At 42.5% G+C, this 15,480-nt stretch carries 11 protein-coding genes; 8 read left to right on the top strand and 3 right to left on the bottom strand.

Features of this window, described 5'->3' with window-relative positions:
- Positions 1 to 134 precede the first annotated feature (134 nt).
- From ICL16_RS25170 to ftsH3, 4 genes are all read left to right on the top strand, one after another.
- Positions 135 to 2,885 carry a CHAT domain-containing tetratricopeptide repeat protein gene (locus ICL16_RS25170; RefSeq protein ID WP_238360946.1) on the top strand — a complete coding sequence of 917 codons (2,751 nt, stop codon included), beginning with the start codon at positions 135 to 137 and terminating at the stop codon, positions 2,883 to 2,885.
- A gap of 146 nt (positions 2,886 to 3,031) precedes the next feature.
- Positions 3,032 to 5,206 (top strand): caspase family protein, encoded by a 2,175-nt coding sequence (locus ICL16_RS25165; protein ID WP_202895716.1) that lies wholly within the window; start codon positions 3,032 to 3,034, stop codon positions 5,204 to 5,206.
- A 21-nt stretch (positions 5,207 to 5,227) separates the two neighbouring features.
- Entirely contained in the window at positions 5,228 to 6,049 is an 822-nt protein-coding gene (locus ICL16_RS25160) for an aminotransferase class IV (protein WP_202895715.1), read from the top strand.
- Positions 6,050 to 6,142: 93 nt separating this feature from the next.
- Complete coding sequence (gene ftsH3, locus ICL16_RS25155; RefSeq protein ID WP_190833404.1) at positions 6,143 to 8,008, top strand: ATP-dependent zinc metalloprotease FtsH3; 1,866 nt, start codon at positions 6,143 to 6,145, stop codon at positions 8,006 to 8,008.
- Positions 8,009 to 8,113: 105 nt separating this feature from the next.
- Here the strand turns inward: ftsH3 and ICL16_RS25150 are convergent, their stop codons facing one another.
- Complete coding sequence (locus tag ICL16_RS25150; protein ID WP_190833396.1) at positions 8,114 to 8,488, bottom strand: hypothetical protein; 375 nt, start codon at positions 8,486 to 8,488, stop codon at positions 8,114 to 8,116.
- Between the two features lie 168 nt (positions 8,489 to 8,656).
- On the bottom strand, positions 8,657 to 9,946 hold the full coding sequence (locus ICL16_RS25145; protein ID WP_190833461.1) for a serine hydrolase: 1,290 nt from the start codon (positions 9,944 to 9,946) through the stop codon (positions 8,657 to 8,659).
- Positions 9,947 to 10,210: 264 nt separating this feature from the next.
- Between ICL16_RS25145 and ICL16_RS25140 the strand changes: the two genes are divergently transcribed.
- The 4 genes from ICL16_RS25140 to xseB are packed head-to-tail and all read left to right on the top strand — an operon-like array spanning position 10,211 to position 13,512.
- Positions 10,211 to 10,585, top strand: a complete 375-nt coding sequence (locus ICL16_RS25140) for a response regulator transcription factor (RefSeq protein ID WP_190833393.1) — start codon at positions 10,211 to 10,213, stop codon at positions 10,583 to 10,585.
- 7 nt (positions 10,586 to 10,592) lie between these two features.
- Positions 10,593 to 12,017 (top strand): sensor histidine kinase, encoded by a 1,425-nt coding sequence (locus ICL16_RS25135; RefSeq protein ID WP_190833391.1) that lies wholly within the window; start codon positions 10,593 to 10,595, stop codon positions 12,015 to 12,017.
- Between the two features lie 26 nt (positions 12,018 to 12,043).
- The gene (gene xseA / locus ICL16_RS25130; RefSeq protein WP_190833389.1) at positions 12,044 to 13,306 is read left to right on the top strand and encodes an exodeoxyribonuclease VII large subunit; all 1,263 of its coding nucleotides are present in this window, start codon (positions 12,044 to 12,046) and stop codon (positions 13,304 to 13,306) included.
- Complete coding sequence (gene xseB, locus ICL16_RS25125) at positions 13,303 to 13,512, top strand: exodeoxyribonuclease VII small subunit (RefSeq protein WP_190833387.1); 210 nt, start codon at positions 13,303 to 13,305, stop codon at positions 13,510 to 13,512. Before xseA ends, xseB begins: the two co-directional genes overlap by 4 nt.
- Before the next feature lie 64 nt (positions 13,513 to 13,576).
- Here the strand turns inward: xseB and ICL16_RS25120 are convergent, their stop codons facing one another.
- Positions 13,577 to 15,319, bottom strand: coding sequence for a sensor histidine kinase (locus ICL16_RS25120; RefSeq protein WP_190833385.1), 1,743 nt, complete (start codon positions 15,317 to 15,319; stop codon positions 13,577 to 13,579).
- Positions 15,320 to 15,480 lie beyond the last annotated feature (161 nt).

The following is a 15,480-nucleotide window of genomic DNA, read 5'->3' as shown; positions in this document are numbered from 1 at the left end:
ATTGGTGGGTCATTAACCGTATAAATGCGTATATGGTACTAAAACGATTGTTCCTAATTGCTTCCGGTACTTTGTTAATCAGCGTATCGCAGCCTTTTTGGTTGAATCCCATTACATATAGGGAATCTACGTTGATGGCTCAAACAGCCAGTGAGCGGACAGCACAAGCTTATAAATTGTTTCAGCAAGGTAAACAGCTATTCAACAACGCTAAATTTGAGGCGGCAATACAGTCTTTTGAGCAAGCACTGATTATTTTTCGGGAGAATAAAGAACGTTATAACGAAGGTGTAACGCTCAATAATCTCGGTCTTGGATACCTAAATTTGGGAAAATATCCTATGGCAATTAAGTACTTTCAGCAGTCGTTAACAATTGATAGGGAGAATAACGAACGTTATGACGAAGGTGTGACGCTCAATAATCTCGGTCTTGGATACCTAAATTTGGGAGAATTTCCTATGGCAATTAAATACTTTCAGCAGTCGTTAGTAATTGCTAGGGAGATTAAAGACCCAAAAAGCGAAGCGAAGGCGTTAGGTAATCTCGGTCTTGTTTTCATTTATTTAGGAGACTACGCCAAAGCAATTGAGTACCTTCAGCAGCAGTTGGTTATTGCTAGGAAGATAAAAGACAGTGAAAGTGAAGGAAAAGCGCTGGGTAATCTCGGTCTTGTTTACCTAAATAGGGCAGACTACGCCAAGGCGATTGAGTACTCTCAGCAGTGGTTAGCAATCGCCATAGAGATTAAAGATCGTCAAGGCGAGGGGTTGGCGTTAGCTAATATTGGAAATGCTTACTCCTATAAGGGAGATTATGCGGGCGCGATTAAGTACTTTCAGCAGTCGTTAGCAATTGTTAGGGAAATAAGAGACCGTCAAAATGAAGCAAAGGTACTGGGTAGTCTCGGTACTGCTTACGTTTATCTGGGAAATTACGCAGATGGGATTCCGTTACTTCAGCAGCAGCAAGAAATTGCAACGGAAATAACAGACCGTCAAAGCATAATCACGGCATGGGGTAATTTTAGTATTGCTCTCCTTAAAATGGGTGACTACGCAGGTGCAATTAAGTTCTCTGAGCAGTTGTTAGCACTTGCCAGGGAGATTAAAAACCCTCCAATTGAAGTGAAGGCACTGGGTAATTTGGGTGCTGCTTACATTCACTTAGGGAAGTATACCAAAGCAATCGAATATCTTGAACAGCAATTGAGGGTAGCCAGGAGTATTAAGGAATATCAAAGCGAAGGAAAAGCATTGGGTAATCTTGGTATTGCTTACCTATTTCTAGAAAATTATCCCAAGGCGACTGAGTACCTAAAACAGTGGTTGGCAATTGCGAGAAAAAGTGAAGATCGTCACAGCGAAGCGATAACTTTGAATGCTCTGGGAATTACTCTTTACAAATCAGGTAATCTCCCGGCTGCAGAGAAAACTCTAATTGATGGCATTAAAGCGCTAGAATCTCTTCGGCGTGGATTAGACGATCGCAATAAAATATCAGTTTTTGAGCAAGTCAATCTGATTTACTCCACTCTACAACAAATTCTAATAGCTCAAAATAAAACTGATCCTGCCTTAGAAGTAGCTGAACGTGGTCGCGCTAGAGTATTTGTCGAGTTATTAGCCTCACGTTTATCCGCAACAGATATTAGTAAGACATCGATTGATAGTCCATCCATTGCCAAAATTCAGCAAATTGCCAAGGCTCAAAATGCTACTATCGTTCAATATTCCATAACTTCCGATCTATTCAAAATTGCAGGTAAACAACAACGGAAACAATCAGAACTCTACATTTGGGTCATCAAACCTACAGGTGAAGTCACATTTCGTAAAGCGGACCTTAAACCATTGTGGCAAAAACAAAATACCTCTCTGCTTGACCTAGTTTTCGCTACTCGTGAATCTATGGGAATAGACGACAGTAGCGTATCTGGTCGAGATGTTTCTCGTTCTCTTGATGAATATAACCGTAGCATTATCAGCCAAAAAGTTTTTGATACTGACGAACTAGACCAAAGCAAAAATTTACAGCAATTGCATCAACTTTTAATTGCACCAATTGCTAATCTACTTCCCACTGACCCCAATCAACGTGTAATTTTTGTTCCACAAGATGAACTATTTTTAGTTCCCTTTCCCGCACTGCAAGACAAACAGGGTAAATACCTAATTGAAAAACATACAATTTTAACTTCTCCATCAATTCAGGTTTTGGAACTCACTCGTCAACAACAGTCCAAGGTCAAGCAAGCATCTACTAAAGATGCAATAGTTGTGGGAAATCCTACCATGCCAAGCATACCACTTAAAACAGGAGAGAAACCGCAACAACTCAGAGACTTACCAGGAGCAAAACAAGAAGCCGAAGCGATCGCAACTCTGCTCAACACTCTTGCCCTCACTGGTAAAGCTGCCACTAAAGCTGCTGTTTTAGCAAGATTACCCCAAGCTAAAATTATACACCTTGCCACCCACGGCTTATTCGATGACTTTCAGGGATTGCAAAGTGCTGTAGCGCTAGCTCCCTCTGGGGGAGATAATGGCTTACTTACCGCCGATGAAATTTTCAACCAGAAACTAAATGCAGATTTAGTTGTCCTCAGTGCTTGCAACACCGGACGTGGACGCATTACTGGTGATGGAGTAATTGGGTTATCGCGATCGCTCATTAGTGCTGGCACTCCCAGTGTCATTGTCTCACTTTGGTCTGTTCCTGACGCACCCACAGCTGAACTGATGACCGAATTTTATACAAATATGCTCCAAAGGAGACTTGACAAAGCGCAGGCATTACGAAATGCAATGCTCAAGTTAAAGGACAAACATCCCCAAGAACCGAAAAAGTGGGCTGCATTCACACTTATTGGCGAGGCGGAGTAAGCAGCAAAGAGGGGGCAATATTTCGGTTAAAGGTTGTTTGTGAGAATTTTCAGATGTGTAGAGACGCGAAATTTCGCGTCTCTACAGAGAATAGGTAATCTTTTAGCGGCAATAGAGTAATTCAAAATCTAAAATCCAAAATCGCTATGATAAATCGTCGTCATTTTTTACAATTCACAGGCTCAGCGATCGCCACTCTCGGTTTCAGCCATCTTGATATTACCCAACAAGGAAACCGCTACGCTCAAATTGTGGCGCAAAGCACTCCACGCAAGCTAGCGCTGTTAGTTGGAATTAATAAATATCCCACGAATAAGCGTTCCTTCCAAAACCTAAGAGGATGTGTCACTGATGTAAAGTTGCAAGAAGAACTTCTAGTTCACAGTTTTGGCTTTAATCGTAAAGATATCATCAAATTAACCACTGATTCACCACCTGATTACCAACCTACTCGCAAAAATATTTTAAAACAATTTGAAGAACACCTGATTAACCAGGCAAAACCAGGTGATGTAGTTGTCTTCCATTTTTCTGGTCATGGTTCCTTTTTGCGCGATCCTAATCCTATCAAAAATTGTAACACTCAAAAATTTGATGAGTTAAACAGTACCTTAGTGGTTACAGATGAAGGTCAAAATAACTTAGCGCCAGATATTATGGGACGCACTTTGTTTCTACTGAGATCTGCTTTAAAAACAGATAATGTGACAATGGTCTTGGATAGTTGCTATTCTGGTGGCGGAACTCGTGGTAATTTTATAGTGCGTTCGGTTCCTGGTGATAATCTTGAACCTCTTCCTGAAGAACTTGCTTATCAGCAACGCTGGATGAAACAGTTAAGATTAAACGAAGAGGAACTAAGACAGCGACGTTGTGCTGGAGTAGGTAAAGGGGTAGTAATTGCTTCAGCCGAAAAAGGCAAGGAAGCCGCCGATGCCAAGTTTGATGGTTTTGATGCTGGTGCGTTTACTTACTTTTTGACTCAGTATCTCTGGCAACAAAAGAATACTGTAGGTGGCACTATTGCTGAAATTAGAAACATCAAACCACTTTCTTTTCAAATTCCTGTAGTAGATGGGGATGAAAGCAAGCCAATTTATTTTATTAGTAGTAAACAAACGGCGTCCTCAGATGCTGTAATTTCCAAAGTAGAAGGGGAAAAAATAACTTTGTGGTTGGGAGGGGTAGATTATGACGGTTTAACAGCGTTTCAAAGAGGCGCTACTTTTGCTGTAGTTGATAATTCAAGAAAAGCATCAGGAAAACTAGAGTTAACATCTCCCCGTAGCGGTTTAGTTGCAGAAGCAAAACTGGTAGAAAAAGCAACGAATATTTCTCTCCAACCTGGAACTTTACTGCAAGAGTCTAGTCGGGTTATACCTGCCGATTTAAAGTTAACTATCGGTTTAGATTCCTCTTTAGCAGGGGAAGCAAGCACAGCACAAGCTGCACTTTCTAAAATTAATCGTATACAAGCTGTACCTGCAAAACAAGGAAATTCACCATATCCAAGCGAAGTACAGTATATTTTGAGTCGGATGACAGCAGATTATCGTCAATTACAAAAGCAGGGGAACATACCAGCAGTTGGCAGTATTGGTTTATTTACCCAAGGATTAGAATTGGTATCACAATCTTTTGGTCAACCTGGGGAAACTATAACAGCAGCAGTGTCTCGTTTGGAAGCTAAAATTAAATCCTTACTGGCGACGTTCATTATCAAGAAAACCTTGAATACCAATTCTTCCCAGTTGGATGTAGAAGTGGTGTTGAATTTAGTTGAACAACCAAATAAAGTTCTTGCCAGAACAGCAACATTACAGGGTAAAAATAATAGCGCTCAATCAATACAAGTTTATCCTAATCGATTACCTCTAAACAAACTGTTTCAGTTTCAAGTAACTAACAACACGAATGATAATCTTTATGTCGCTATTCTCCTTGTTGACTCCTCTGGTGACTTATTGGTGGTATTTCCTTATCGAAAAAATATCAATAATAATACACTGCTACTGAAGCCCAGTGCTACACTAATAGCTGGTCAAAGAGGACAGATGGAGTTGCAAGCAGTAGAGAAAGGATCGGCGGAAGCATTGGTGATTGTTAGTCGTTCTCCTTTAAAGAAAGCAGTGAAGGCGTTGCAATCTCTGGTAGTAGAACAAAATCGCGGTTCTGAAGCAATAGATATTAGCAGAGAGCCTGTTGAGGTAATTAGTGATTTGCTTGATGATTTGAGTGGAGAACGTGGTATCAGTGTAGAATATAAAGAAGTAAAAGTGGCAGATATTGCTACTTTGTCAATTAGTTTTGCCGTGGGTTAAGACACCTCATTGTAGATTGCTTTGGGTGCACCCTACTTTGTTGAGGTCAAGGTTATTTTCTGGTACGATGGCAGACTCATCCAATCCCAAACCCTGGAAATAGACATTAGTAATCCTGGGTTACTTTATGGTGCGACGGTTTTTACCACGTTGCGGGTATATGGCAATTCTCTTGAGCATCGTTTAACTAATTGGTACTCTCATTGCGATCGCCTGCAACACAGCTTGCAAACTTTTGCTTGGCAACAACCAGACTGGGGGCGTGTACGTGAAGGCGCACAAATTATTATGGCACATTTCCCCGTTCTCAGAATTACCATCTTTCCTGATGGTAGGGAATGGATAACTGGCAGGGTACTACCTGTTGATTTGACAGAACAGCAAAATAATGGTATAATAGCAGCCTTTGCACCACCTGAATTTTATCGCTGTCTACCATCTCATAAAACCGGAAATTATCTGAGTACTTGGTTGGCGCGGGCAAATGTCCAGCAAGTGGGAGCAACTGAAGCAATATTAGTTGATTGCCAAGGAAATTGGTTGGAAACTAGCACGGGTAATCTTTGGGGGTGGCGAGATGGCTGTTGGTGGACTCCTCCTTTGACAGCAGGGATTTTGCCGGGAGTAGTACGAGCGCAGCTTTTACAATGGTTATTAGATCGTCAGCAACAAGTTCGGGAGGAACCTTGGACAGCAGAGTTAGTCCTTGGGTTTGAGGCGATCGCTATCAGTAACAGTGTAGTAGAAGCCGTCCCTATCCATACTGTCGTTCAACCGTTAGGACAGTTAGAATATAATCCCCACCACAAATGTTTTTCACAAATACGGGATTATTTTTTATAGCATTAGAGGAGCAATATTTGGTATAACTTAAGATAAGTTAACATAATTCTTAAAAAGCCCTCTCGACAGAGAAGCTACGCGATCGCACACAAAATGCAGGAGGATCAACCAAGCGTGAATAATAAAAAATGGAGAAATGCGGGGCTGTACGCGCTGCTGTTTATTGTGGTAATTGCGCTGGGAACAGCGTTTTTCGACAAACAACCACAAAGCAGAGAGACATGGCGCTACAGTCAGTTTATTCAAGAAGTTCAAAAAGGCAAAGTAGAAAAAGTTAGCCTGAGTGCAGATCGGTCTACAGCTCTTGTTACTCCCAAGTATGACCCCAACAAGAAACTCGTTACATTAGTCAACGATCCAGACCTAATTAATACTCTTACTCAAAACAACGTCGATATAGCAGTTTTGCCCCAAACCGACGAAGGGTTTTGGTTTAAAGCACTGAGCAGCTTATTTTTCCCAGTATTACTTCTGTTTGGTTTGTTCTTCTTGCTACGCCGCGCTCAAAATGGTCCTGGTAGCCAAGCAATGAACTTTGGTAAATCCAAAGCCAGAGTGCAAATGGAACCGCAAACCCAAGTAACTTTTGGTGATGTTGCTGGTATTGACCAAGCCAAGCTGGAATTAAACGAAGTTGTAGACTTCCTTAAAAATGCCGATCGCTTCACAGCCGTTGGCGCAAAAATTCCCAAAGGCGTACTGTTAGTAGGACCTCCCGGAACTGGTAAAACCCTGCTAGCTCGTGCCGTAGCTGGTGAAGCAGGAGTTCCCTTCTTCTCCATCTCTGGTTCAGAGTTCGTAGAAATGTTCGTGGGTGTAGGTGCATCCCGCGTGCGTGACTTGTTCGAGCAAGCAAAAGCCAATGCTCCTTGTATCGTCTTCATTGATGAAATTGACGCCGTAGGTCGTCAGCGGGGCGCTGGTTTGGGCGGTGGTAACGATGAGCGCGAACAAACCCTCAACCAGTTACTCACCGAAATGGACGGCTTTGAAGGTAACACTGGTATCATTATTATCGCTGCTACCAACCGTCCTGACGTACTTGATGCAGCATTACTGCGTCCTGGTCGTTTTGACCGTCAAGTTGTGGTAGATCGTCCAGACTACGCAGGAAGAGTGGAAATTCTCAAAGTTCACGCTCGTGGTAAAACCTTGGCAAAAGATGTGGACTTGGAAAGAATCGCCCGCCGTACCCCTGGATTCACTGGTGCAGACCTTTCCAACCTGCTCAATGAAGCCGCAATTCTTGCTGCACGGCGCAATTTGACCGAAATTTCGATGGATGAAATTAACGACGCGATTGATCGTGTGTTAGCAGGTCCAGAAAAGAAAGATCGGGTAATGAGCGAAAAACGCAAACAACTGGTAGCATATCACGAAGCAGGTCATGCCCTGGTTGGTGCATTGATGCCAGATTATGACCCAGTACAGAAGATTAGCATTATTCCTCGCGGTCGCGCTGGTGGTTTAACTTGGTTCACCCCCAGTGAAGACAGAATGGATACTGGTTTGTACAGCCGTGCTTATCTAGAAAATCAAATGGCTGTAGCTTTGGGTGGTCGCATTGCTGAAGAATTAATCTATGGTGATGAAGAAGTAACCACTGGTGCTTCTAACGACCTGCAACAAGTCGCCCGTGTAGCTCGTCAGATGGTGACACGCTTTGGCATGAGCGATAGCTTAGGACCAGTTGCCCTCGGTCGTCAGCAAGGTAACATGTTCCTTGGTAGAGACATCATGGCAGAACGCGATTTCTCTGAAGAAACCGCTGCTGCAATTGATGAAGAAGTTCGTAAGCTAGTAGATACAGCTTACAAACGAGCCAAAGAAGTGTTAGTAAGTAACCGCCACATTCTCGATCAACTTGCTTCCATGCTGGTTGAAAAAGAAACTGTGGATGCTGAAGAGTTGCAAGACGTACTTGCCAACAACGACGTGAAAACCGCAGCATTTGCGTAATTCGTCGTAGAGACGCGATATATCACGTCTCTATCCATGCCAATTTTGTAGAGACGTTCCATGGAACGTCTCTACATTTTTTTGGCAAAATTTACACGTTACGCTCTAATAACCGTATCTGTATACACGATACACACGAGGGCGCGGAGAAACACCATATCCACGGTAGATACGACGATACCTGGGAGAAACACCATACCGACGATAGACACGACGCGGGTTAACACCATATCCACGATAGACACGACGATACCTGGGAGAAACACCATACCGACGATAGACACGACGATACCTGGGATATCTACGAGAACGATACACGGGATAATCGCGATACTGAGCAATTAAAGGAACACTTTCACTAGAAATAGCTTGTGTTTCATTACGTGTATTTAAAACAGAAGCATCAGCTTCAGGAATGCTCAATAGTGCCGTCGATGCAGTAAACAGTCCCAAAACCGCAAATTTGATTAGCTTAAGCATTTTTTATGACCTCATTTTTTGCAACTGGTCACAGGCTTATTACTTTTATTATTTTAACAAAGTAAATTAAAATCGTTTTTGTAAAGTATTGCAATTTTTTAGGTACAAATATTAAAGGAACCCCACCCAGCCCTCCCCTTAGCAAGGGGAGGGTTAGGGAGGGGTTTTCTATTTACTGGCGACGGTAGATTGATTTAAATAACCATAAACCAATTTAGAAACTTGATTAATAAAACTCTTTGCTCTAGCGTCACCAAAAGGTCTTCTCACCATAATCCCAGCTAAGTAACGCTTACCTTTTGCTGTCTTAACTATACCAGCATCACCAAGAATAACTCCTAAAGTTCCTGTTTTATGAGCAATTACCGCACCTTTACCAACTCCGACTGCCAACAGACTCCTGTTTTCGCATTGGCGCATGATATCTAGTACCTGAGAGTAACTAGCTTGACTAATTAACTTATTGTTAGCAATCAATGCCGACAGTCTTACCAAATCTTTAGGACTAGTCGTATTAGTTCCCTTAAAATCACCTAACAGATTACGAATTACAGTATTTTGCAGCCCCCAACTCCGAAACCGCTGATTTAACACAGCTTTACCGCCTAATCGGTCAATAATCATGTTTGTGGCCGTATTATCACTAATAGTCATCATCTTAGTTGCAGTTTCTTTGAGACTAAACCGAGTTCCAGCTCGTTTATACTGCATTGTTCCTGAACCCCCAGTCATCAAACTACCTCGCATAACTAAGGTTTCATTCAGCTTGACTCTACCAGCATCTATCTCTTGAAACAACGCAATCAGAATCGGAAATTTAATGGTACTGGCGGCTGAGAACACTTTTTCCCCATTAATATCCAAATAATTGCCTGTCTCTAAATCGAGGAAAAACATTCCTGGTGAAAGGGATTTGTTCTTAGCCATCAATGTTTTAACTTGAGAGATGAGCGGCGATAGTTCTTTATTTAATGAAACCACTCCAGCAAAAGTTGAAGCATTGTCAATTTGAACGGGAATAGGTTCTTCATCTGACGTTGAATCTGATGAAATAGTTATGTTAACACCTACACGCTCAATCGCTGAGAATTTAACTATCCAGTGCGAAGTAGAATCGCCCCTAATTAGTAAATTTTCTGGGGAGACAGTATAACCGGGTGCTAACTCAACTACTAATCTGGCTGTCTTGTCGTTAACCTGTCCGACTCGTATCTCTTTCACAGCTGCACCAAAGCTTTTACGGACTGTATCTTCACCGAGAGTAGTTCCTGGTAAGTCAATTACCAGTCTTCTGGGGTTATCAATCAAAAAAGCCGTGGGTTTAACTCCAGAATCAGTGGTTATGTCTAACTGATTCTGCGCTTGATCAAAGTACCATGATTCCAACCGAGCTGCTTTTGCCGGAATTGATAGCAGTAAAATACTGATGACGCTAAGGAACAACAAGCGTAATCTCATGCGTTGATTTTTAAGTAACTTTATTTGCTTGGAAAACTTTTCATGTATATTTCTATATTCTCCGGAAGAAATTTCAGTGTTTTCCGGAAAAAAAACTACCATTAGAGTGATCTTTTTTTTAAGATTAAGTAAAGACGTTTCCGTAATATAATTGTTCCACGCAAACAAGGTTTGCTATATTTTTGTATGTGTTGTATCCAGAGCAAAATGTCTGAGATATTACATTAAAGTAAGAATTATTAAGAAAAGTAGCGGTAATGCACAATGCCTCACATTTTATTAGTAGATGATGAAGAGCCTTTGCGAGAAAGCCTCAGCTACTCTTTACAAAAAGAAGGTTATACAGTGACGACAGCGGCAGATGGTCAAAGTGCAATCAAACAATTTCACAAACAAGTGCCAGACGTGATTTTGTTAGACTTGATGCTGCCAGAGGTTGACGGGATGGAGGTTTGCTGGCGAATTCGAGCTTTCTCGGATGTGCCGATTGTCATGCTTACTGCTAAAGACCAAGATATTGACAAAGTATGGGGGTTGGAAGCAGGAGCAGATGATTATGTCACCAAACCCTTCAATACTCGTGAACTTTTGGCACGCATCAAAGCAGTTTTACGTCGTCGCGCTGAGAAGCAATCGTAAATTTATCATGAACTGGATACCGCAAATTAAGTGGAATTCCATTCACACCAAGCTATTGGCTACTTACCTGCTACTGACAGCTTTGGGAACATCTTTCATGGCAGGATACGTTCTGTGGTCTTTTCATGCCTACTTTATGAAAACAAGGCAGGCAGAAATGCAAAACTGGAGTAAGGCGATCGCCCTAAGTGCTGCTGACGCTTTGGAAAAAGATGACATCAAACGAGTAAAATTACTGGTGCAACGCTATGGTGCAGCAGAAAGCATTACCATCCGAGTTTTTGATCCTAATGGTAAACTCATGGCTACGTCTAGCCCTAGCGATCAACAAGTAACGAACTGGCTGGTAGTACCTGGGATCAAGGCAGCGCTAAAAAATCGAGAAGAGCAAGGTGTGGCAAAAGGAGTCTTGTCCAACGATGATAGATTGTACATTGCCCAACCAATTGTGCGTAACGGTAAGTTGTTGGGTGTATTGCGGATGTCTATTACCCTGCAACAGTTTCAACGGCAGTTTGCGGTAGTGATTTGGACTGTGCTGGGAACGTTGGCTTTCACCCTTTTACTTTGTACTTTGCTGAGCGAGTGGTTAGCGCGTAGCCTATCCCGTCCAATTCAGACAATGAGAAACTTTGCAATCCGCTTAGGTAGTGGACATTTTGGCGATAAGCTCGAAATTCGTCAAAGTAATGAATTGGAGCAGTTAGCACAGGAGTTAAACCGCATGAGTGAACGGTTGGCTTCACTCGATCAGGAACGTCGTGCTTTCTTAGCAAACGTGTCTCACGAACTCCGCACCCCAATTAGCAATGTTTTGGTAACTGTGGAAGCCCTCCGTGGTGGGGCTGCTTCAGATCCGGCAGTACGCGATCGCTTCTTCCAAAATGTAGAAGATGAAACCAAACGACTGTCAAGGCTAATTCACGATTTGCTCGATCTGGGAAGATTGGAAGCTGGAGTGACTACCTTAGAACAGCAAACTATACATCTCAACAGCTTAATTAGCCGTGCGGTGAGAGCGGTAGAATCGCGAATGCAAAATTCTCGCATTTCTGTGTTGGTAAATGTGGCTGAGTTGCAAATACGGGGTGACTCAGAACGGCTTTTGCAAGCATTTCTCAATTTGTTAGACAATGCTATTAAGCATTCAGTTCCCAATTCTCGTATATTCATTTCTGGATATAGGCAAGGTAAGCTAGCTGTTGTGACAATTCGCGATCAAGGTCAAGGGATTAAGGAAAGCGATCTCTCTCGTATTTTTGAGCAGTTTTACACTGCCGATCGCTCTCGTCAAGGTAGGGGAGTCGGGTTAGGTTTGGCGATCGCTAAGCGCATTGTTGAAGCTCATGGAGGTAGCATTAGTGTCAGTAGTAAAGTTGGTCAAGGAGCTACCTTCTCTATTTATCTACCATTATCAATTACTAATATTTGAGCGGTAAAATTTCCATATACTAGGTTATGAATTACGATTTACCTGATACTCTCATTGCCGAAACAGCTTTATCAGTAGGTGGGTTGACTGACTACATTCGATTTCTCTTGGAGCAAGATGATGAGTTGCAGCGTGTTTGGGTGACTGGAGAAGTTTCTAGCGCTCACAACCATCGCAGTGGGTTATTTTTTACTTTGCAAGATCCAGATGCAGGGGCGGCGATTAAGTGTGTGGCATGGAGTAGCCAGGTGGCAAAACTCGCACAAGTACCCAAAGTCGGTGAACAGTTGATCGTTTTGGGCAGTATTCGAGTTTATCGCGATCGCGGTGAATATCAGCTGCAAGTTTGGCAAGCCATACCTGCTGGTGTTGGTTTGCAAGCTATGCGTTTTCAACAACTGCGTAACCGTTTAGCAGATGAGGGTTTGTTTGATGCCCAAAGAAAGCGATCGCTTCCGACTCATCCTAGTGCGATCTCTGTTGTCACTTCACCTACTGCTGCTGCTTGGGGAGACATACAGAAAACACTGAACCAAAGGTATCCTGGTTTACATGTTTTATTTTCTCCGGCAATTGTGCAAGGTGAGCTTGCGCCTGAATCTATTGCTCAAGCTATTAGTCGGGTGGAGCGAGATGGACGCGCTCAGGTGTTAATTTTAGCACGCGGTGGTGGTGCTGTTGAGGAGTTGGCTTGCTTTAATGATGAACGGGTGGTAAGGGCGGTTGCTAGTTGTTCGATTCCTGTGGTAACTGGAATTGGGCATCAACGGGATGAGTCTTTGGTTGATTTGGTTGCTGATGTTTGTGCTCATACTCCTACTGCTGCTGCTGAGTTAGTTGTGCCTTCGCTCTGGGAGCTTTATGCTCAACATCGGCAGCGGGTTTTGGCTTTGCATGATGGGGTGGATGAGCAATTGAATAGGGCGCGAAATAAATTGCAACAATTGGGCGATCGCTTGCGGCGTTTGCGGTTGGAAAGGCAGGTGCAGCAGGAGTTACAGGCGCTTTCTTGGCGGCAGGAACGTTTGGTGCAGGTGACGAATCAACGGTTGCAGTCGGCAAGGCAGCATGTTTTGATGTTACAAGAAAAGTTGGGGAGTCTTGATCCGAGTGCTGTTTTGCGGCGTGGTTATGCTGTGGTGAGGGGGGAGCATGGTGTTGTTCGTTCTGTTGATGAGGTGGGTTTGGGGGATGAGTTGTTGGTGCAGTTGGGTGAGGGTGAGGTTATAGTTAGGGTTGTGGAAATAAATGAACCGCCAAGGCGCCAAGGACGCCAAGAGTTTTTATGAAGGAGTTTGAGTCTGGTTGGAGTTATGAGGCTAAGGTGGCTGAGGTGGAGAGTATTATTGCTTCTATTGAGCGGGGTGAGTTGGAGTTGCAGGAGGTTTTTGATCGGTTTGCGCGGGCTGTTGAGTGTTTGCGTGAGTGTGAGGGTTTTTTGCAGGGGCGACAACAGCAGGTTGATTTGTTGGTTGAGACTTTGAAGGATGAGTAGATGGTAAGTTGTTAACTGGGGAATTGTTAATTGTTTTCAGTTAGCTTCTATTAATAATTAACTATTAACTGTAATTTATTGGTAAGGTTACGGTTATTGTTGTACCTTGTCCTTCTTCACTTTGGACTGTGATTTGTCCGTTGTGTAATTCTACGGCATTTTTGACTATGGTTAGTCCTAGTCCTGTGCCGGGAAGGTGTTTTGTGTTGTTGCATCTGAAGAATGGGTTAAATAGGTTTGGTTGATCTTCTTTGGGTATGCCTATTCCTTGATCTTGTATGCGCAAAATAACTTTGTTTTTGTCACAAGTTAGGTTGATTTGAATTTCGCTTTCTTGTGGTGAGTATTTGATGGCGTTGGTTAGTAGGTTGGTGAGGATTTGTCTCAGTAGTTTTTCGTCTAGTAGGGTGAGGTTTTGTGTGGGAGAATTTTCGGTTGATTGACTGCTAAATTTGAGTTTGTGTTGAGTGCCTGCGCAAAGTTGTAGTTGTTCGATTATTTCTTGACAAAAGTTGATAGGATTGATGGGGACTGGGTTGAATTTTAGTTTTCCTGCTTGTGTTTTGCCGATGAGGAGAAGGTCTTCTAGTATTTGATTTAAGTGTTTGACGCTGGATTGAATTTGTTGTAATATTTTACGCTGTTTTTCTCTAGGTAGTTTTTCTTGGTATTTTAGTAGGGTGTCGCAAGCTAGGAAAATGCTGGTTAGTGGTGTGCGAAATTCGTGGGAGGCGATGGAGATGAATCGGGATTTGAGTTCACTGATTTCTTTTTCTTTTAACAGCGCTATACGTGTTTCTTCGGCAAATTTGCGATCGCTTTGAATTTTTTGTGTTAGTTGCTGAAGTTTCTCTTCGCTTTGACAACGCATTTCCTGTGCTAAAAGTTTTGAGGTGAGTTGCATCTGCAACCGGGCTAAGAACCAACTGATAACAGCAAACAATCCCCCTCCCATCATATTCCAGGTGAAGATTTGCTGTTGGAAATGTCGTATTGGGGTAAATGCTGTTTTAGTCTTTTGTCTGACAAGTACTATCCATCCTAATCCAGGATAATTACGATCGCCAATACTCTGGGCAAAGCCTGTTAAATAAGTTTGTCGATCAAACCATGTTTCTGTTAGGTAACTTTTTAATCCTGATTGCGCTGCTTTAACACTTTGGAGTGAGACTAAATTTTTGGTCTGAAACTCTGGTGGCGCTGACAGTACATTACCATCATGACTGAGAATAAATATCTCTTTGTTGGCGTTATTTACTGAGTTTAGCAAAGATTTATGAAGTTTTTTAGACCATGTCCACCTGAGATGAGCACCTAGTACACTCTGTGGATTTCCAGTAGAATCTTTGATGGCAACTGCTATATCGACATGCAGTTGTTCGCTATTTGATTGGGGTAGCAATTTTGCTAGTTTTACGGCATCATCATGCACATCACTCACATAATTTACTGTACGTCCTTTGACAAACCAAGATTGTTGAGCAATGTTTTTGCCTTCTAGCAATTTTCCTGTACTGGCAACTATGTTACCTTGATTATCCGCTAAGCCAATCCAAGCGTAATTTGTGTCAGTGCTTTGTAACTTTTCTAAGAGCGCACGCTGTTGTGATACAGAATTGCGATCGCGGAGTACATCCAGTGTACTAATAATTTGCAGTTCTCGGTAGCGCTCAAATATCCCCCCATCTAATTGGTTGGTGATTTGATATGCTAGTTCTGCTAATGACTGACCTACGTCTGATGTGACATAAGCACTGGCTGTATTTCCCACAATTAAACTTACTAAAATTGATAACACAAAAGCCATACTACAGATTGTTAGTCCTAAGCGGTTTCTTAGACTATGGTGAGGATTGAGCTTGGTAGCTAAGTGAAGAGAAAACCTCAAAATTCAAGCCACTCCAGAACGTTACTGTTTTGTGCCAACTCTGTTATAGCTTTTTGGGCTACTATTTTTCTATTTTTCTT

It is taken from the genome of Iningainema tapete BLCC-T55, from assembly GCF_014698965.1.
Lineage (GTDB): Bacteria > Cyanobacteriota > Cyanobacteriia > Cyanobacteriales > Nostocaceae > Iningainema > Iningainema tapete.
The sequence above is the reverse complement of the archived record's forward strand: the minus strand, read 5'-3'. Positions and strand labels throughout refer to the sequence as shown.

Coding starts and splice junctions, on each gene's coding strand:
- ICL16_RS25135 (WP_190833391.1), top strand. CDS start 10,593: ATGAACTGGATACCGCAAATTAAGTGGAATTCCATTCACACCAAGCTA.
- ftsH3 (WP_190833404.1), top strand. CDS start 6,143: ATGCAGGAGGATCAACCAAGCGTGAATAATAAAAAATGGAGAAATGCG.
- ICL16_RS25140 (WP_190833393.1), top strand. CDS start 10,211: ATGCCTCACATTTTATTAGTAGATGATGAAGAGCCTTTGCGAGAAAGC.
- ICL16_RS25165 (WP_202895716.1), top strand. CDS start 3,032: ATGATAAATCGTCGTCATTTTTTACAATTCACAGGCTCAGCGATCGCC.
- ICL16_RS25145 (WP_190833461.1), bottom strand. CDS start 9,946: ATGAGATTACGCTTGTTGTTCCTTAGCGTCATCAGTATTTTACTGCTA.
- xseB (WP_190833387.1), top strand. CDS start 13,303: ATGAAGGAGTTTGAGTCTGGTTGGAGTTATGAGGCTAAGGTGGCTGAG.
- ICL16_RS25170 (WP_238360946.1), top strand. CDS start 135: ATGGCTCAAACAGCCAGTGAGCGGACAGCACAAGCTTATAAATTGTTT.
- ICL16_RS25120 (WP_190833385.1), bottom strand. CDS start 15,319: ATGGCTTTTGTGTTATCAATTTTAGTAAGTTTAATTGTGGGAAATACA.
- xseA (WP_190833389.1), top strand. CDS start 12,044: ATGAATTACGATTTACCTGATACTCTCATTGCCGAAACAGCTTTATCA.
- ICL16_RS25150 (WP_190833396.1), bottom strand. CDS start 8,488: ATGCTTAAGCTAATCAAATTTGCGGTTTTGGGACTGTTTACTGCATCG.